Annotated in this window: 17 protein-coding genes; 8 read left to right on the top strand and 9 right to left on the bottom strand. The window is 73.5% G+C overall.

The genetic code is table 11. The features are described 5' to 3' along the window. Positions 1 to 41 precede the first annotated feature (41 nt). From RE027_RS06275 to RE027_RS06260, 4 genes are all read left to right on the top strand, one after another. A complete protein-coding gene (locus tag RE027_RS06275; RefSeq protein WP_368807395.1) occupies positions 42 to 2,144 on the top strand; it encodes an acyltransferase family protein in 2,103 nt (700 codons plus the stop codon). A 46-nt stretch (positions 2,145 to 2,190) separates the two neighbouring features. Next, positions 2,191 to 2,619, top strand: coding sequence for a VOC family protein (locus RE027_RS06270; protein WP_368807394.1), 429 nt, complete (start codon positions 2,191 to 2,193; stop codon positions 2,617 to 2,619). A 293-nt stretch (positions 2,620 to 2,912) separates the two neighbouring features. Then, the gene (locus RE027_RS06265) at positions 2,913 to 3,626 is read left to right on the top strand and encodes an HAD family hydrolase (RefSeq protein ID WP_368807393.1); all 714 of its coding nucleotides are present in this window, start codon (positions 2,913 to 2,915) and stop codon (positions 3,624 to 3,626) included. Then, positions 3,623 to 4,282: an HAD family hydrolase gene (locus RE027_RS06260; RefSeq protein ID WP_368807392.1), complete on the top strand. Its 660-nt coding sequence runs from the start codon at positions 3,623 to 3,625 to the stop codon at positions 4,280 to 4,282. Before RE027_RS06265 ends, RE027_RS06260 begins: the two co-directional genes overlap by 4 nt. 76 nt (positions 4,283 to 4,358) lie before the next feature. On the opposite strand, the gene RE027_RS06255 is transcribed toward RE027_RS06260, so the two are convergent. Both RE027_RS06255 and RE027_RS06250 read right to left on the bottom strand, forming a co-directional pair. Beyond that, positions 4,359 to 5,885: a DEAD/DEAH box helicase gene (locus RE027_RS06255; RefSeq protein ID WP_368807391.1), complete on the bottom strand. Its 1,527-nt coding sequence runs from the start codon at positions 5,883 to 5,885 to the stop codon at positions 4,359 to 4,361. Between the two features lie 287 nt (positions 5,886 to 6,172). Then, positions 6,173 to 6,952, bottom strand: a complete 780-nt coding sequence (locus RE027_RS06250; protein ID WP_368807390.1) for a type 1 glutamine amidotransferase domain-containing protein — start codon at positions 6,950 to 6,952, stop codon at positions 6,173 to 6,175. 194 nt (positions 6,953 to 7,146) lie between these two features. Here RE027_RS06250 and RE027_RS06245 point away from each other — a divergent pair, with 194 nt between their 5' ends. Beyond that, positions 7,147 to 7,542 carry a hypothetical protein gene (locus RE027_RS06245; protein WP_368807389.1) on the top strand — a complete coding sequence of 132 codons (396 nt, stop codon included), beginning with the start codon at positions 7,147 to 7,149 and terminating at the stop codon, positions 7,540 to 7,542. 99 nt (positions 7,543 to 7,641) lie between these two features. Here RE027_RS06245 and RE027_RS06240 read toward each other — a convergent pair whose 3' ends face one another. From RE027_RS06240 to RE027_RS06230, 3 genes are all read right to left on the bottom strand, one after another. Next, positions 7,642 to 8,517, bottom strand: coding sequence for a D-hexose-6-phosphate mutarotase (locus RE027_RS06240; protein WP_368807388.1), 876 nt, complete (start codon positions 8,515 to 8,517; stop codon positions 7,642 to 7,644). A gap of 32 nt (positions 8,518 to 8,549) precedes the next feature. Continuing rightward, a complete protein-coding gene (locus tag RE027_RS06235) occupies positions 8,550 to 10,028 on the bottom strand; it encodes an alanine/glycine:cation symporter family protein (RefSeq protein ID WP_368807387.1) in 1,479 nt (492 codons plus the stop codon). 187 nt (positions 10,029 to 10,215) lie between these two features. Then, positions 10,216 to 11,472: a multidrug effflux MFS transporter gene (locus tag RE027_RS06230; RefSeq protein WP_368807386.1), complete on the bottom strand. Its 1,257-nt coding sequence runs from the start codon at positions 11,470 to 11,472 to the stop codon at positions 10,216 to 10,218. Between the two features lie 70 nt (positions 11,473 to 11,542). Here RE027_RS06230 and RE027_RS06225 point away from each other — a divergent pair, with 70 nt between their 5' ends. The 3 genes from RE027_RS06225 to RE027_RS06215 are packed head-to-tail and all read left to right on the top strand — an operon-like array spanning position 11,543 to position 13,462. Beyond that, positions 11,543 to 12,151: an LOG family protein gene (locus RE027_RS06225; RefSeq protein ID WP_368807385.1), complete on the top strand. Its 609-nt coding sequence runs from the start codon at positions 11,543 to 11,545 to the stop codon at positions 12,149 to 12,151. 4 nt (positions 12,152 to 12,155) lie between these two features. After that, a complete protein-coding gene (trmB, locus tag RE027_RS06220) occupies positions 12,156 to 12,971 on the top strand; it encodes a tRNA (guanosine(46)-N7)-methyltransferase TrmB (RefSeq protein WP_368807384.1) in 816 nt (271 codons plus the stop codon). Then, positions 12,968 to 13,462: a GNAT family N-acetyltransferase gene (locus RE027_RS06215; protein ID WP_368807383.1), complete on the top strand. Its 495-nt coding sequence runs from the start codon at positions 12,968 to 12,970 to the stop codon at positions 13,460 to 13,462. The genes trmB and RE027_RS06215 overlap by 4 nt, the downstream gene beginning before the upstream one ends. Positions 13,463 to 13,472: 10 nt before the next feature. Here RE027_RS06215 and RE027_RS06210 read toward each other — a convergent pair whose 3' ends face one another. The 4 genes from RE027_RS06210 to dnaK form a co-directional block, all read right to left on the bottom strand. Then, positions 13,473 to 13,913, bottom strand: a complete 441-nt coding sequence (locus RE027_RS06210) for a heat shock protein transcriptional repressor HspR (RefSeq protein WP_368807382.1) — start codon at positions 13,911 to 13,913, stop codon at positions 13,473 to 13,475. 1 nt (position 13,914) lies between these two features. Beyond that, positions 13,915 to 14,928: a DnaJ C-terminal domain-containing protein gene (locus RE027_RS06205; RefSeq protein WP_368807381.1), complete on the bottom strand. Its 1,014-nt coding sequence runs from the start codon at positions 14,926 to 14,928 to the stop codon at positions 13,915 to 13,917. A 153-nt stretch (positions 14,929 to 15,081) separates the two neighbouring features. Next, positions 15,082 to 15,723 (bottom strand): nucleotide exchange factor GrpE, encoded by a 642-nt coding sequence (locus tag RE027_RS06200; RefSeq protein WP_368807380.1) that lies wholly within the window; start codon positions 15,721 to 15,723, stop codon positions 15,082 to 15,084. Further along, complete coding sequence (dnaK, locus tag RE027_RS06195; RefSeq protein ID WP_368807379.1) at positions 15,720 to 17,570, bottom strand: molecular chaperone DnaK; 1,851 nt, start codon at positions 17,568 to 17,570, stop codon at positions 15,720 to 15,722. Before dnaK ends, RE027_RS06200 begins: the two co-directional genes overlap by 4 nt. Positions 17,571 to 17,822: the final 252 nt, after the last annotated feature.

The following is a 17,822-nucleotide window of genomic DNA, read 5'->3' as shown; positions in this document are numbered from 1 at the left end:
GGCGCACCGGGGCGGACCCTGAACCTGGTGGGAGCCCCCTCTTGACCCTGCTGACCGCTGAGCGCACGTCGCCGCCCCGACCGGAGCGCGCCGCACGCCCGGCCCTGCGCCCCGAGATCCAGGGCCTGCGCGGGGTGGCCGTGCTGCTCGTCGTCGCCTTCCACGTCTGGACCGACCGCGTCTCCGGGGGCGTCGACGTCTTCTTCGTCCTCTCCGCCTTCCTGCTCACCGGATCGTTCGTGCGCCGGGTGGAGCAGGGCCGGCCGCTGGCCGTGACCTCGTACTGGCTGCGCACCTTCAGCCGCCTCCTCGGACCGCTGTCGGTGATGCTGCTCGCCGTCCTGGCGACGGTGCTGCTGCTCTTCCCGCCCAGCCGCTGGGACACCTTCCTGGGCCACGCCTGGGGCTCGCTCTTCCACGTCCAGAACTGGGTGCTGGCCGCCGAGGCGGTCGACTACTACGCCGGCGGGGGCGCCTCCTCCACCCCGTTGCAGCACACGTGGTCGCTGTCCCTGCAGGGGCAGGTCTTCCTGGTCTGGCCGCTGCTGCTGGCCGGCACCGCCTGGGTGGCGCACCGGAGCGGGCTGCGCTTCCGGGTCCTGGCCGGCGGTCTGTTCGCCGCGCTCTTCGCGGCGTCCCTGGCCTGGTCGGTGCACGCCACGGCCGCGACGCCGGACGGCGCCTACTTCAGCTCGCTGACCCGCGTCTGGGAGTTCGCCCTCGGGTCGCTGGCCGCGCTCGCCGCCGGGGCCCAGCCCCGGGCCGGGGCCCCGTCCGGCGCGGCGCGGCGCGCACTCTCCGCCGGCCTCGGGTGGGCGGGTCTGGCGGCCGTCGTGGCGACCCCGTTCCTGATCGACGCGCAGACCCGCTTCCCCGGCTCCGTGGCCCTGGCGCCCACCCTGGGCGCCACGGCCGTGCTGCTGGCCGGGTCGCTGGCCGCGGGAACCCGGGGCGGGGTCGACCGGGTCCTCGCGGCCCGGCCGCTCATCTGGTTCGGGGACCGCGCCTACGGCATCTACCTGTGGCACTGGCCGCTGCTCGTCACCTACGCGCTGGTCGCCATCCGCGAGGACGTGCCGGTGCTGCACGGGCTCGGCATCCTCGCGGGCTCCCTGCTGCTGACGCGGCTGACCGCTCCGCTGACCCGCCTGCCCGTCCTGCTCGTGCGCACCGTCCGGGCCTCCGCCCGGCGTCCGATGCTGGGGGCGGGCGATCTCGCCCGGCTGGTCGCCACCCTGGTGCTCGTGGCCGTGCCCGTGGGGGCCGCCCACAGCGGGGCCCTCGTGCGGGCGGCGCACCAGCAGGGCATCGAGCGGACCGAGGCGAACTACCCGGGTGCGGCGGTGCTGCGCGGTGAGGCCTCGGCCCCGGAGGGGGTCCCGCCCGTCCCCACCGACGCCGAGCGCGAGACCGAGTGGGGCGAGACGGGTCTGGAGTGCGCGGTCGAGGACGGCCGGGACCGCATCGGCGAGCTCGGCGACTGCTGGGCCGTGGGCCCCACGGACGGCTCCGTCCCGGCGCGGACGCTCGTGGTGATCGGCGACTCCCACGCGATGCAGCTGCTGACCCCGATCACCCGGGCCGCCGAGCGGCACGGGTGGAAGGTGATCAGCTACCTCCGGATGGCCTGCCGGTACGCGGGCCCCTCCCCCGGGCTCGGCGACGAGTGCAACGCCTTCAACGCCGCCGCCCGGGAGGCCGCCCTGGCGCAGGCCCCGGACGCCGTGCTCACCATCGGCACCCGCAGCCTCGCCGGGGCCCCGCACGAGGAGCTCGTCGACCGCTACGAGGAGGGTGTCGCCCCCCTGCTGGAGGCGGGGCTGCCGGTGGTCGCGTTCCGGGACAACCCCCGCTTCGACTACGACATGTTCGAGTGCGTCGAGACCTACGGCGCCGACCACCCGCGCTGCAACGTGGCCCGCTCCGAGGCCCTCCAGGAGGTCAACCCGCTGCTGGAGGTGGCCGCACGGCACGAGGGCCTGCACGCCGTGGACCTCACCGACCGGCTGTGCACCGCGGACGTCTGCCCCGCCGTGATCGGCAACGTCGTCGTCTACCGGGACCTCGACCACGTCACCTCCAGCTACGGGGCGACGCTCACCCCCGACGTCGAGCAGCGGCTGCGGTCTACGCTGGGCTGGTGAGGCGGCGCCCGTCCCGGGCCGCGCCCCGGACTCCGAGGAGGCCCCCGTGGACCCGCGCGTGCACTTCGTGACCCTCTCCACCCCGGACCTCGACGCCGCGCGGCGGTTCTACGTGCGCGGCCTCGGCTGGGAGCCGCTGCTGGACGTCCCGGGCGAGATCCTCTTCTTCCAGACGGCCCCCGGGACCGTGCTGGGCCTGTTCGACGCCGTGCTCTTCGCCCAGGACCTGGGCCGGACGGGGACGGCCCCGGCGCAGGGCGTGACGCTGGCGCACAACGTGGCCGGGGAGGCCGAGGTGCGCGCGACCGCCGACGCGATGGCCGCGGCCGGCGGCACCGTGCTCACCGGTCCGCGGCCGGGGCCGTTCGGGGGCGTGTTCCACGCGCACGTGGCGGACCCGAACGGCGTCGTCTGGGAGATCGCGCACAACCCGGGCTGGCGGATCGACGACGACGGGACCGTGCACCTGGGCTGAGCCCGGACGGTCGGCCGCGGACGTCGGCGCGCAGGTGGTGCTCGACGTCGTGCCGGAAGTACACGGCGAAGCCCGCCACGGTGAACTCCTTGCCGTCCCCGCGGCGGCCCGTCCGGGCCCACTGCGCCCCGGCGACCGCGTCGAAGGCGTCCGCCGTGGCGCGCAGCTCCTGGGCGATCTCCCCGGAGGCCTCGCAGGGGTCCTGCTCGTTGTAGCGCTCCTGGACCGCGTCCGCGTTCTGGTCCCGGTCCGGGACGGGCCCGGGGCGTGCGCGTCCCGGTAGGCTGGGGCGCATGTCCTCCCCCGGTTTCCCGCACGCCGTCCTCTTCGACCACGACGGGACGCTCGTCGACACCGAGCCGCTGTGGGAGGAGGCCAAGCAGGACCTCGCCGCCGAGCACGGCCGGATCTGGACCCCGCAGGACACCGAGGACACCCTGGGCCGGCCGGTGGCCGCGACGATCGCCCGGATGCAGCGGATCGGGGTGCCGCTCGACGACGACGAGCTGTTCCGGGCGATCTTCGCGCACAGCGTGCGGGTGCTGGAGGGGACGGAGCTGTCCTTCATCGACGGCATCGGGGACCTGCTCGAGGAGCTGGCGACCGCGGGGATCCCCGCGGCGATCGTCACCAACGCGAGCTCCGCGCTGGCCCGGCAGACCGCCTCCGTGGCCCCGCCGGGCCTCGTCCGGGTCGTCGTGGGCACCGACGAGTACGCGCAGGGCGTGCGCCCCAAGCCGGACCCGGACGCCTACCTCACGGCGGCGCGCCGGCTCGGGGTGGACCCCGCCCGGTGCGTGGTGGTCGAGGACTCCCCCGCCGGTGCGGCCGCCGGGGTCGCCGCGGGCATTCCCACGGTCGTCGTCCCCGGAGAGCAGACGGTCGGGCCCGGTCCGGGGCTGCTGCACCTGGGCTCCCACCGGGAGCTGACCCTGGAGCTGCTGCGCTCGCTGGACCCGCACTCCCCGTCGTCGCCCTTCCACCCCGCCCAGGAGGCCCGCCCGTGAGCTCCCCCGACTTCCCCGCCGCCGTCCTCTTCGACCACGACGGCACCCTCGTGAACTCCGAGCCCCAGTGGGCCGTGGCCAAGCGGGCGGTGGCCGACCGGTACGGCGTCGGGTGGAGCACCGAGGACGACCTCGCCACCCTGGGCCGGACCGTGCCGACCTCGGCGCGGCTGATGGTCGAGCGCGGGGCCGGGGGCACCGTCGAGGCGATCACCGCGGAGCTCGGCCGGGCGGTCGCGGACTCGCTCACGGGCGAGGTCCCCTTCCTGCCCGGCATGCGCGCGCTGCTGGACGAGCTGGAGCGGGCCGGCATCCCCGGGGCCGTGGTGACCAACGCGCTGACCGTGGTCGCGCGGGGCACCGCGTCGGGGGCCCCCGAGGTGCTGCGGGTGGTCGTGTCCCAGGAGGACGTCGAGCACGCGAAGCCGCACCCGGAGCCCTATCTGCGCGCGGCCCGGCTCCTGGGGGTGGACCCCGCGCGCTGCGTGGCGGTCGAGGACTCCCAGACCGGCGCCGCGAGCGCCGCGGCGGCCGGGATGCCGGTGGTCGTGGTCCCCGGGGAGCTGCCCGTGGAGCCGGCGCCCGGCTTCGTGCACGTGGACGCCCACACGGACGTCACCCTGGCGTTCCTGCGCTCGCTCGGGCCCGGGGCTTAACGGCCACGAGGGCACACCTCCGGCCGGTCCGCGGGAGGCGGAGCAGCAGGGGGTGCGCCCTCGTGGGCGGCGCGGGTCAGCGGGTCGCGGTGCCCTGCGGGGAGGACGCGCGGCGCGGGCCGCGGGTGCGACGGCGCGCGGACGCGGCCTGGGTCGCGCGGTCCGGTGCGGACTCGGTGGAGTACGTGGGCGCCGCGGAGCGGCTGGGCGCGGCCGAGCGCGCCGGGGCCGCCGAGCGGGAGGCCGAGCCGTTGCCCGGCCGCGAGCCGGCGCGGCCGGTCTCGGCGCGCTGGTCGCGGGAGGCGTTGCGCGGCTGCTCGGAGCGGTTCTGCCCACCGCGGCCGCGGTTGCCGCCGGAGCCACCACGGCCGCCGGAACGGCCGCCGCCGGAGCGCTGGCCGCCGGCCGGGCGGCCCTGGGCCTGGACGGGCTGGGGCACGTAGGCGACCTTCTCGGCGAGCTCGCCCACGAGCTCGGCCACGGCCGGGGAGCCGACGGTCACGGTGTCGAAGTTCGCGGTGACGCCTGCGGCCTTCATCAGCTGCGTGACCTCGCGGCGCTCCTCCTTGGTGGCCACCGTGACCACGGAGCCGGAGGCGCCGGCGCGGGCGGTGCGCCCGGAGCGGTGCAGGTAGGACTTGTGCTCGGTGGGCGGGTCGATGTGCACGACCAGCTCGACCTCGTCCACGTGCACGCCTCGCGCGGCCACGTCCGTGGCCACGAGCACGCGCACGTCACCGGCGGAGAACTGGGCCAGGTTGCGGTCGCGGGCGTTCTGGGACAGGTTGCCGTGCAGGTCCACGGCCGGGATGCCCATCTGGCTGAGCTTGCGGGCCATCTTCTTGGCGCGGTGCTTGGTGCGCGTGAACATCACGCGGCGGCCCGTGCCGGAGGCCAGGGCCTCGATGAGCTCCTGCTTCTCGTCCGCGTCCACCACGAGCACGTGGTGGTCCATGGTGGACACCGAGGCCTGGGGGGCGTCCACGGAGTGCTTGACCGGGTTGGACAGGAACTGCTTGACGAGCTTGTCCACGCCGCCGTCGAGGGTCGCCGAGAACAGCAGCCGCTGCCCGCCCTGGGGGGTGCGCTTGAGGATGCGGGTCACCACGGGCAGGAAGCCCATGTCGGCCATGTGGTCGGCCTCGTCGATGACCGTCACGCGGACGTCGTCGAGCGTGAGGACGTTCTGCTTGAGCAGGTCCTCGAGCCGGCCGGGGCAGGCGATGACGATGTCGGCGCCCTTGGCGAGCGCCTTCTCCTGGTTGCGCTGGGAGACCCCGCCGAAGATGACGGTGGTCGTCTGCCCGGCGGCCTCGGCCAGCGGGGCGATCGCGCGGTCGATCTGGGTGGCCAGCTCGCGGGTCGGGGCCAGGACCAGACCGGTGGGCCGGTTGGCGCGGCGGGCCGCCCGGGCACCGTTGCCGCTCAGCCCGGCGAGCCGGGACACGAGCGGCAGCGCGAACGCCACGGTCTTGCCCGAGCCGGTCTTGCCGCGGCCGAGCACGTCACGGCCGGCCAGCGAGTCGGGGAGGGTCTTCTCCTGGATGGGGAACGCCTGCTCGATGCCCTGCTGGGCGAGGACGGCGGAAAGGGCCTTGGGCACACCAAGGTCGGTGAAAGTAGCCAAAACTGGGATACGTCTTTCGATCGGATGTCCCGGCAAGGGGGTAGCGCGCCGGGTTGCGCCGAATGACTCCTGGAGCCCCTGCGAGCGGGCGGAGACCGTCTGGAACGGTGCCACGCTGGAAGAAGAAAGGGGTGCTCGACGCCTGCCTGCTCACCCGGGAACGGGGAGCAGTGCCATGTGCAATACCGTTCACCCTACAGCACGGGCGGGACGCCACCACGGGAATGTGGCCGAGAGCACGCCCCGCCCCGGTCGGCGGGAGCTCAGCCCTCGTCGTCGTCCTCGGACTTCTCGGCGTCCCGCGCCTGGCGCAGCGCGGCGGAGTCCGCCTCCTGGACGGCCTTCTGACCGCGCACCACCTCGGTCAGGAGCTTGGTCATCTCCTTGGCCACGCCGGCCGCGGACTGCGGGTTCTGCCCGGTGACGAGGCGGTCGTCCACGACGACGTTCTCGGTCCAGTTCGGCGCCGTCCGCACGTCCGCGCCCTGCTCCACGAGCTTGTCCTCGAGCAGGAACGGGACGAGGTCCGACTTGCCGACCTCGTCCTCCTCGGCGTTGGTGAACGCGGCCACCCGGCGCCCCTCGACGATGCGCAGGCCGGTGGAGAGCTCCACGTCGACGAGCCCGGCCGGTCCGTGGCAGACGGCGCCGACGATCCCCCCGGCGTCGTGCACGGCGGCCACCAGCGACTGCAGGTCGGCGTTGCCGGCGAAGTCCCACATGGTGCCGTGCCCGCCCACCAGGTAGACGGCGTCGTACTGGTCCGGGTCGACCACGCTGATCCTCGGGGTGTTGTACAGGGAGGCCCGCACGGTCTCGTCCTCGAGGTACTGCCGCTGCACCTCGTCCTCCTCGTCCGTGCCGTCCTGCGGGGGCTGGCCGCCGGCGATCGAGGCGAAGTCGACGAAGTACCCGGCGTCCCGGAACACCTTCCACGGGTGGGCCGCCTCGCCGACGAAGTAGCCGGTGGGCTCCCCGGTGTCGCCGAGGGTGTCGTGGCTGGTGAGCACGAGCAGGATCTTCTTCATGGTCTCGATGTCCACGTCTGTCCTTCCGTCGGGCGGCGGGACGCGGACGGCGTCCCGCTCGCGGATAGCGGGTGACCAGCCTAGGCGCCGCACCGCGCGGCGGGGCGGATGTTCGCTCCGGGCCCGTCCCGGCCGGAGGGCGCGGGGCCTCCCCTGATAGGGTCATTGACGACTCAACGACCCCGTCTCCCCTTACGAAAGGACCGACCATGAGCCTCTCCAACGCGATCCTGCGCGGCGTCTCCGGCGCCTACCTGCTCCAGTCCGGCTACGGCAAGAAGGACCTTCCCACGGAGGCCGCCGAGGGACTCAAGCAGTTCGCCGCCACGGGCGTCCCCCAGTTCCAGGAGTGGGACGCCGACGCCTTCGGCAAGTTCGTGGCCTACTCGGAGATCGGCATCGGCGCCGCCCTGGTGACGCCGTTCGTCAACAAGCGCCTCGCGGGCCTCGCCCTCGGCGCCTTCTCCGCCGGGCTGCTGTCCATGTACTTCCGCAACCCGCAGATGACCCAGGAGGACGGCGTCCGTCCCTCCGAGGCCGGCACCGGTCTCTCCAAGGACGCCTTCCTTGCCGCCATCGCCGCGGCCCTGATCGTCTCCAAGTAGTCCCCGGCCCCGGGCCGGCCCAGCGGGTGCCGCCCGTCCGCACGGACGGGCGGCACCCGCTCTTCCGTGCCGTCCCGGGGTCCGTGGCGCGTCCACCGGTCAGCCGGCGGGCCGGCCCGGGTCCTGCTCCGTGGCCTCCACCGACACCCGGTAGCCCATGGTGTGGGTCTCGTCCGGCTCCAGGTGCACGGACTCGGCGTGGATGTTCGCCCCCTCGACGCACACGAAGCCGGTCCAGCCGTCCGCGCCCACGTCGGCCATGGCCGCCGCCTGCTCCGCCCACGGGTTCCACACCACGGTGCTCCGCGAGTCCCTCTTGCGGATGCGCAGCACGCGCCCGAGCACCGGGTCCACCACGGAGACGTCCGCGCCCGAGCGGTAGACGCGGTCGGTCTCCCCCTCCAGCCGGAGCTCGCCCTCCTGCACGCAGTCGTCCCGGCCCAGCACCTTGTCCCGGTACTCGGCGCCCTCCAGGCCCTCGACCCGGATCTTCCGCACGTCCCCGACCACCAGGTAGGCGTGCAGGGCCTCCTCGACGTCGAAGGGGCGGTCGTCGGTGTTCGTGATGCTCAGCTCCAGGGACAGCTCGGTCCCGAAGCGGACCACGTAGTACGCCTCGAAGCGGTACGGGAACTGCTCACGGTGGGCGGGGTCGGTGACGTCCGCGTCGGTCAGCCGGTAGACGACCACGGCCTCGTGGTCGGAGGACTCCCGGGACTCGACGTGCCACGGGAGCGTGCGGGCGAAGCCGTGCTTGGGCGCACGCCCGCCCTGCGCCCCGTCCGCGAACCAGGGGAAACAGATCGGGACGCCGCCGCGCACGGGGGCGCCCGTCTCGAGCGCCGTGCTCGGGGACAGCCACAGCACCGGGGCGTGCCCGGTGGGGATCCAGTCGGTCACCTGCGCGCCCTGGTCGAGGACCGCGCCGGTGGCGTCCGCGCAGGAGAACGGGCGGGGGTCGGGAAGTCGGCTCATGGCCCCAGGCTAGACCGAGGGCCCGGCCTCCGTCAGGAGGCCGGGCCCTCGGTCGCCGGGCCGCGTCGGACGCCGGCGCGCTCGGAGGAGTCGATCGCGCCGGGGTGGCCCTCCATGAACTCCTCGATCTGCTGCCGGTTCGCCCGCAGCTGCGGGTCGTGGTCCAGGTAGTGCTTGGTCTCCCGGGCGACCAGCCCGGAGAGGATGAGCAGGCCCACCAGGTTGGGGATCGCCATCAGCCCGTTCATGACGTCGGCGAAGTTCCAGACCACGGCCAGCGGGACCGTGCAGCCGACGAAGACGACCGCGGAGAACACCACCCGGTAGGGCATCACGGCCGCCCGGCCGAACAGCCGCTCCATGCAGCGCTCGCCGTAGTAGGCCCAGCCGAGGATCGTCGAGTAGGCGAAGAGGACGAGGCCCAGGGTGACCACGAGGTGCCCCCACTGCCCCGGCAGACCCCGGCTGAACGCGTCACCGGTCATGGTCGCGGCGAAGTCCGCGCCCTGCTCCCACACGCCCGTGGTGATGAGCACGAGACCCGTGCAGGTCACCACGATGATGGTGTCGATGAAGGTCTGCGTCATGGAGACCAGGCCCTGGCGGACCGGGTGGGTGGTCCCGGCCGCTGCCGCGGCGATGGCGGCGGAGCCCATGCCGGACTCGTTCGAGAAGATGCCGCGGGCCACGCCCATCTGCACGGCGAGCATGATGGCGGATCCGGCGAAGCCGCCGACCGCCGCGCTGCCCGTGAAGGCGTCCGTGAGGATGAGCCCGAGCGCCTGCGGGATGGCGGCGACGTTCACGACCAGGATGAACAGCGCGCCCAGCACGTAGAAGAGGATCATCACCGGGACGAGCCCGGCGGTCACCTTGCCGATGGACCTGATGCCGCCCACGAGCACGGCCAGGGTGAGCACCGCGAGCACCGCACCGGTGAGCCAGGTCGGCACGCCGAAGGAGCTCTCGACGTTGGAGGCGATGGAGTTGCCCTGCGTCATGTTGCCGATGCCGAACGCGGCCAGGGCCGCGGCGACCGCGAAGAAGATCGCGAGGAACGTGCCGAGGCGGTTGCGGATGCCGCGCTCCAGGTAGTACTGCGGGCCGCCGGAGATCTCGCCCTTGGCGTCCGTGGTGCGGAAGCGCACGGCCAGGAACGCCTCGGAGTACTTGGAGGCCATGCCGAGCAGGCCGGTGACCCACATCCAGAACAGCGCGCCGGGACCGCCGATCGAGATGGCGGTGGCCACGCCCACGATGTTGCCGGTGCCGACGGTGGCCGCGAGCGCCGTGGTCAGCGCCTGGAACTGGGTGACGTCGCCGCCGCGGGCGTCGGCGTCCTTGCGCTCGAACAGCGCCAGGCGCAGCGCGGGGCCGAGCCGGTGGAACTGCAGCCCGCCCAGCCGGACGGTGAGGTACAGGCCGGTGAGCAGCAGCAGGGGGACCAGGACATAGGGTCCCCAGATGATGCCGCCCAGGGTGCCGAGGGCGGTCTCGATGGATTGGAGCACGTGTTCTCCCGTGGGTGTCGGGCGGGTGGTGGAGCGGGGACCGGCCGAGGGTGTGATCCGCGTCCCCGCAGGAAGCATCTCATCACACCGCCGGGGGCCGGCCGGTCAGGGCCGAGGCGGTGCCGCCCACGGTCCGGCCCGTGCCGGAACATGCCGGGACGCGCCGGAAGCCGCGGGGACCTGCCGGTCACGGGCCGGCAGGCGCCTGCGGCGGACGGCGGGAGAGCCGGCCCGCGGCCAGCACGGCGGCCACGGCCAGGACCGAGCAGACCGCCATCGAGACGGCCATGGGCACCGCGCTGTGCGGCCCGGCCAGACCGGTCAGCGGGCTCACGAGGCCGCCGAGGAGGAACTGCACCAGCCCGAGCACCGCCGACCCGGCGCCGGCCCGGCCGGGCACCCGCGACTGGGCGAGGGCCACCGCGTTGCCGAAGGTGAACCCGACGCAGGTCTGGCTCACGAACAGGTGCGCCAGCGTGGTCCACCCGGTGATCCCCGCCAGGACCAGAACGAGGCCCACCACGTTGACCGTGCCCATGACCACGAGGGCGGTGCGCAGCACCGCCGCGGGCTCGACCCGGTCGACGAGCCGGGTGTTGACGACGGCCCCGAGGATCGAGCCGGCCGCGTTGACGGCGAAGACCACGGAGTAGCCGAGCGCCGAGTAGCCGAGCACGTTCTGCACCACGAAGGAGGAGGCGGAGATGTAGGAGAACAGGGCCCCGAACGCGAGGCCGAAGGCCAGCGCGTAGGCCATGAAGGACGGGGTGCGCAGCACGCGCCAGGAGCCGTCGACGACGGCGCCGACCCCGCCGCGGTGGCGCCGGTGCGACGGCAGGGTCTCGGGGACCACGAGGACGGAGCACGCGAGCATCAGCAGCCCGAACGCGGCGAGCGCCCAGAACACGGTCTGCCAGGGGGCCACGGTGGCGATCACCCCGCCCAGCAGCGGGGCCACGACCGGGGCCAGGGACGTGATGGTCGCGAGGACCGAGAAGAGCTTGGCGGCCCGGCGTCCGGAGGCGATGTCGGAGACCACGGCGCGGGCGATCACCACGCCCGCCGCACCGGCGGCGCCCTGCACCGCGCGCAGCACGATGACCGCCCCGATGCCGGGGGCGAGGACCACGGCCACGGAGCTGACCAGGAACAGCACGTTGCCGGCGACCATGAGCCGGTGCCTGCCGAGCACGTCGGAGACCGGCCCGAGCAGGAACTGCCCCAGGGCCATGCCGACCATGTAGCTGGTCAGGGTCAGCTGCACCGCGGAGGCCGAGGCCCCGAAGTGCCCCGCCATGGCCGGCATGGACGCGAGGTACATGTCCGTGGCCATGGGGCTGACCGCGCTGAGGACCCCCAGGGCCGCGACGAGCACGACCCGGTCCGTCCTGCCGGACAGGCGCAGGCGGGAGCGCACGGGGTCGCCGGGGGTCGATGAGCTCATGGGGGTCCTCGGGGAACGGGGTGCGGGGCGCGATTCATGCTATCGGCGCCGGCACCCCGAGAATGTCCCCATGAGACTCGCCGTGTACACCGGGGCCTCCCTGGGCGCCGACCCCCTGTTCGCCGAGGCCGCCCGGGCCTTCGCCGCCGAGCTCGCCCGCCGCGGCGTGGGCGTGGTCTACGGCGGGGGCCACGTGGGGCTGATGGGCGTCGTCGCCGACGCCGCCCTGGCCGCGGGGGGCGAGGTGATCGGGGTGATGCCGCGCGCGCTCGTCGACGAGGAGACCGCCCACACCGGTCTGAGCGAGCTGCGCGTCGTCCGGACGATGCACGAGCGCAAGGCGGAGATGGCCCGCCTCGCGGACGGGTTCGTGGCACTGCCCGGAGGCCTGGGCACCCTCGAGGAGATCTTCGAGGCGTGGACCTGGCTGCAGCTCGGCGTGCACGCCAAGCCGGTCGGCTTCCTCGACGTCTCGGGCTGTTGGACGCCCCTGCTGGAGGCGGTCGCCGCGATGTCCGCGGCCGGGCTCGTGCACCCGGAGCACCGGGACGCCGCCGTCGTCGCCGGGGACGCGGACGAGCTGCTGGCCCGCTTCGCGGTGTGGGAGGCCCCCCGCCGGCGCTGGGCCGAGCCCCCGGGCAGCGGGACGGCACCGGCCCGGCCTGCGCCTAGGATGTAGGGCGATGACCGAGCACACTCCCACCCCCGCCGAAGAACCCGCCGAGAGCCCCTCCCAGGGTCCCGCCCAGGGTCCCGTTCCCGAGGCCTTCCACCGCCGGCCGTACTCGTTCGTGCGCCGCGGCGACCGTCTCACCGCACGCCGTCAGAAGGCGTGGGACGACTGGGCGCCCGCCCGGGTGCTGGACGTCCCGCGCGTGCGCACGGACACCTCCGTGCACCCCGACCACGAGCTCGACGCCATTGCGGCCTTCGGGCGCGAGGCCCCGCTGGTGGTGGAGGTCGGCTCCGGGCTGGGCGAGGCGATCGTCCACGCCGCCGCCCAGGACCCCGGGCGCAACCACCTCGCCGTCGAGGTGTACAAGCCGGGGATCGCGGACCTGCTGCTCAAGGCGGCCCAGGCCGGCGTGGACAACGTCCGGGTGGTCCAGGCCAACGCCCCCGAGGTGCTGGAGCACATGCTCGCCCCGGCCTCGGTGGACGAGCTGTGGGTGTTCTTCCCGGACCCCTGGCACAAGACCCGCCACCACAAGCGGCGCCTCGTCTCCCCCGGGTTCGCGGAGCTGGCCGCCCGGGTGCTCGTGCCGGGCGGGCTGTGGCGGCTGGCCACGGACTGGCAGGAGTACGCGGTGGTGATGCGCGAGGTCCTGGACGCGTCCCCACACTTCGAGAACGTCCACCCGGGCCCGCTCGCCGACGAGGAGCACCCGGACGCGGGCTGGGCCCCCCGCTGGGAGGGACGGGTTCTCACGAGCTTCGAGCGCAAGGCGCAGGAGGCCGGCCGGGTGCCGCGCGACCTGACCTACCGCCGGCTCCCGTGAGCGCGGGGGCGGCCCCCGGGCGGGACGGGTTCGTCCTCGTGCCCCCGGAGGACCCGCGCACGCGTCCGCTGCTCGAGGGCCTGCACCACGAGTACCTGGAGCGCTACGGGCCCCGGATCGGTGCGGAGGAGATGGAGCAGCACCCGGTGGACGACTTCGCTCCGCCCACCGGCGGGCTGGTCCTGCTGCTCGAGGGCGGGCTGACGGTGGCCGGCGGCGCGTTCCGCCGGCACGACGACGCCACGGCGGAGTTCAAGCGGATCTGGACCGCGCCCGCGCACCGCCGGCGCGGGCTGTCCCGGCGGGTGCTGGCCGAGCTCGAGCGGCTCGCCGCCGCCGCGGGCTACCGGCGCGTCCGCCTCACCACGGGCAACCGCCAGCCCGAGGCCTTCGCCCTGTACCGCAGCAGCGGCTACGTGCTCCTGCCGGGACGGGCCCAGGTCTACGAGGACGGCGTGTACGACGTGGGCTTCGAGAAGCGGCTGCGCTGAGGCCGGGCGCTCAGCGCTCCTGCTGCCGCGGCGGCCGGTAGAGCACCACGGCCTGGGAGATCTTGCGGGCGCGCGGCCGCGAGCCGCGCGCCATGCGCACCACGTCCCCGCCGGCGCCGGCGGCGAAGATCCGCGAGGACTCCTCGGCCCGGTCCCGGGCCTCCTCGAGATCCAGGGACAGCTCCGCCACCTTCGCCTGCAGGACCGCGACCTGGTTCTCGAGCTGCAGGATCCGCCGGATGCCCTCGAGCGAGACGCCCTGCTGGGACAGCACCTGGATCTGCTGCAGCTTCTCGATGTCGCGCTGGGAGTAGCGCCGGGCCCGGCCCGGGGCGCGGGACGGCTTGACCAGGCCGAGCCGGTCGTACTGGCGCAGCGTCTGCGGGTGCATCTCGGCGATCTCCGCGGCCACGGAGATCACGAACAGCGGCTGGTCGGCGTCGAGGGCCATCTCAGACCCGCGCCTTCGCGGCCAGGCCCGCCCGGGGGTCATCGTCCGCGGTCGCCTCGGCGAACGCGCGGACGGCGGCCTCGGCCGGCCCGTCCAGGTGGGGCGGCACGTGCACCTCGACGGTCACGATGAGGTTGCCCGCGCCCTTCGCGGTGCTGAAGCCGCGGCCCTTGACGCGGAAGCGCCGGCCCGACGAGGTGCCCGCGGGCACCTTCACCCGCACCGTGCCGCCGTCCAGGGTCGGCACCTCGATGGTGGCGCCCAGGGCGGCCTCGGGGAACGTGATCGGCACGGTGACCTCGACGTCGTCCGTGCCCTCCACGCGGGTGAAGAACGGGTGGGAGCCCACGTGCACGGTGACGTAGAGGTCGCCGGGCCCGCCCGGGCCGGAGTGGCCCTTGCCGGCGAGCTTGAGCTTCTGCCCGTCCCGCACCCCCGCGGGGACGCGCACCGTGGTCTCCTGCCCGTTGCCGCGGCGCAGCTTGACGGTGGTCCCGCGCACCGAGGAGCGGAACGGGATGGTCGTCTCCGTGCGGATGTCCTCCCCGCGCGCGGGCGGGGCCTGGTACCCGCCCCCGGGCGCGCCGTAGCCGCCCTGACCGCCGAACTGGGAGAACAGGTCCTCGAACCCGCCCGCACCTCCGAAGCCCCCGCCGTAGCCGCCGGTGGAGTAGCTCGTACGGCGGCGGCCGCCGCCGCTGAAGACGTCGCCGAAGAGGTCCTCGAAGTTCGCGGAGCCGCCGGCACCGCCCGGGCCGCCGGCGGTGAAGCGGGCACCGGAGCCCATCGCGCGGATCGCGTCGTACTGCTTGCGCTCCTCGGGGTCGGAGAGCACGGAGTGGGCCTCCGCGATGTCCTTGAACCGCTGCTCGGCCTCCGCGTCCCCGGGGTTCTGGTCGGGGTGGAACCGGCGGGCGAGCTTGCGGTAGGCCTTCTTGATGTCTGCCTCGGACGCGTCCTTGGAGACGCCGAGAATGCTGTAGAAGTCCTTGTCGATCCAGTCCTGGCTGGCCATGACGCCTCCTTTCTGTGGGGCCGGTCGGGGTCCTGACGAGCAGCACCCGGTGGAAGTCCTGGGGTCGCCCCGGGGCGCCGCGGCGCAGCGGGGCCGAGAGGGGAGGCCCGTGGCCGGGCCTCCCCTCCCGCCCGGTTCAGGCCGGGTCCGGCCTCACTCGGCGACCGCGACGGCGACCTGGGCCGGCCGCACCACGCGCTCGCCGATCCGGAAGCCGGAGCGCAGCACCATCGAGACCTGGTCGGGCTCGACCTCGCTCGTGGGCTGCTGCAGGACCGCCTCGTGGACGTTCGGGTCGAACTTCTCGCCGACCGCCCCGATGCGGGTCAGTCCCTGCCGGACGAGGATCTCCTCGAGCTTGTTCGCGATCGCCGCGAACGGGCCGTCGGTGAGGTCCCCGGCCTGGCGGGCCGCGTCGATGTCGTCGAACACCGGCAGCAGCGTCTGCAGGAGGTCGCCGGTCACGAACGTGCGCAGCTGCTCCTTCTCGCGGGCCGTGCGGTGCTTGAAGTTCACGAACTCGGCCTGCAGCCGGCGCAGCTCCTCGAGCCGTTCCTCGGCCAGCGCCGCGGACGGGTCCTCGGCCGCCGCCGCCCCGGCGTCGGCGGAGCCGGCGTCGGTCGACTGGGGCGTGGAGAGGATGTCGTCCACGGTCAGGCCCTCCGGCCCGGCCTCCTCCTGGGGGCCGGCGCCGGAGTCCTGCGCGCGCTGCTCGTCGGGGGTGCCGGCGGAGGGCTCGGGAGCGTTCTCCACCGGGTTCTCGTCGGGTCCTGGCGTGGGATCGGGCATGCTCACTTCTTCTCGTCCTCGTCGTCGACGACCTCGGCGTCGACGATGTCCTCGTCACCGGCCGCGGCGCCCGCGTCCGGGGCGCCCTCGGCGCCGTCGGTCTGCGCCTGCGCGTAGAGGGCCTCGCCGAGCTTGGTCTGGGACTGCTGCAGCTTGTCGTAGGCGGACTTCACGGCGTCCTCGTCGTCGCCCTCGAGCGCCTGCTTCAGGGCGTCGACGTCTGCCTGGACCTCGGCCTTGACGTCCGCGGGCAGCTTCTCGTCGTTGTCCTTCAGCAGCTTGTCCACGGAGTATGCCTGCTGCTCCGCGTTGTTGCGCAGGTCGGCGGCCTCGCGGCGGACCCGGTCGGCCTCGGCGTTGGCCTCGGCGTCCTTGACCATGCGGTCGATGTCCTCCTTGGAGAGGGAGGACCCTCCCGTGATGGTCATCGACTGCTCGGTGCCGGTGCCCTTGTCCTTCGCGGAGACGTGGACGATGCCGTTGGCGTCGATGTCGAAGGTGACCTCGATCTGCGGCATGCCGCGCGGGGCGGGGGCGATGCCGGTCAGCTCGAAGGTGCCCAGGTTCTTGTTGTCCCGGGTGAACTGGCGCTCGCCCTGGAAGACCTGGATGGACACGGACGGCTGGTTGTCCTCCGCGGTGGTGAAGGTCTCGGACCGCTTGGTCGGGATGGCCGTGTTGCGCTCGATGAGCTTGGTCATCACGCCGCCCTTGGTTTCGATGCCCAGCGACAGCGGGGTCACGTCGATCAGCAGGACGTCCTTGCGGTCGCCCTTGAGCACGCCGGCCTGGATGGCCGCGCCGACGGCGACGACCTCGTCCGGGTTGACGCCCTTGTTGGGCTCCTTGCCGGCCAGGCGCTGGACGGTCTCGACAACGGCGGGCATGCGGGTCGAGCCGCCGACGAGGACCACGTGGTCGATGTCGGACACGGAGATGCCGGCCTCGGAAATGACGTCCTTGAACGGCTTCTCGGTGCGCTCGAGCAGGTCCCGGGTGAGCTCCTCGAACTTCGCGCGGGTGAGCCGCTCGTCCAGGTGCACGGGGCCCTCGGGGGTCACGGAGAGGTACTGCAGGGAGATGTTGGTGCTGGTCGCGGAGGACAGCTCCTTCTTGGCCTGCTCGGCGGTCTCCTTCAGGCGCTGCAGGGCGATCTTGTCCTTGGCCAGGTCGGCGCCGGTCTTGGACTTCACCTGGGACAGCAGCCAGTCGACGATCCGCTGGTCCCAGTCGTCGCCGCCGAGCCGGTTGTCACCGGCGGTCGAGCGGACCTGGATGGTGGAGAAGTCGTCCTCGTCCTTGCCGACCTCCAGCAGGGAGACGTCGAAGGTGCCGCCACCGAGGTCGAAGACCAGGATGAGCTCGTCCTCCTTGCCCTTCTCCAGGCCGTAGGCCAGGGCTGCGGCGGTGGGCTCGTTGACGATGCGCAGCACGTTCATGCCCGCGATCTCACCGGCCTCCTTGGTGGCCTGGCGCTCGGCGTCGTTGAAGTACGCCGGGACGGTGATCACGGCGTCGGTGACCTTGTCGCCGAGGTAGGACTCGGCGTCGGTCTTGAGCTTCATGAGGATGCGCGCCGAGATCTCCTGCGGCGTGTACGTCTTGCCGTCGATCTCCTGCGACCAGCCGGTGCCCATGTGGCGCTTGACCGAGGCGATGGTGCGGTCGACGTTGGTGACGGCCTGGCGCTTGGCGATGTCGCCGACCAGGGTCTCGCCGTCCTTGGAGAAGGCGACGACGGACGGGGTGGTCCGGTTGCCCTCGGCGTTCGCGATGACGGTGGGCTCGCCGCCCTCCAGCACCGAGACCACGGAGTTGGTGGTGCCGAGGTCGATTCCTACTGCACGAGACATGGACGTGTTCTCCTTCGATCGAACGGGTCCGAGGGCCCAAGGGGCTCCCGGAGGTCTCAGTTCTTGAGTCTTCCTGGCTCAAGTTTGTCACATGGGCGAAGGCTGTCAAGTTCAGTTGAGTCGATATCACTCAACTTGCCGGGTGTGACACCGGGAGCGGGGCCTGACCTTCAGCCGAAAAAGTCCGTTCGCTAGAGTGGCCTTCATTCCCCAGTCGTCGGGGCGGTCCACACCTCAGAGCGTCGCGCTCGC

The sequence above is a fragment of the Kocuria sabuli genome (genome assembly GCF_040981185.1).
Lineage (GTDB): Bacteria > Actinomycetota > Actinomycetes > Actinomycetales > Micrococcaceae > Kocuria > Kocuria sabuli.
This window is presented reverse-complemented; position numbering and strand designations above follow the sequence as displayed.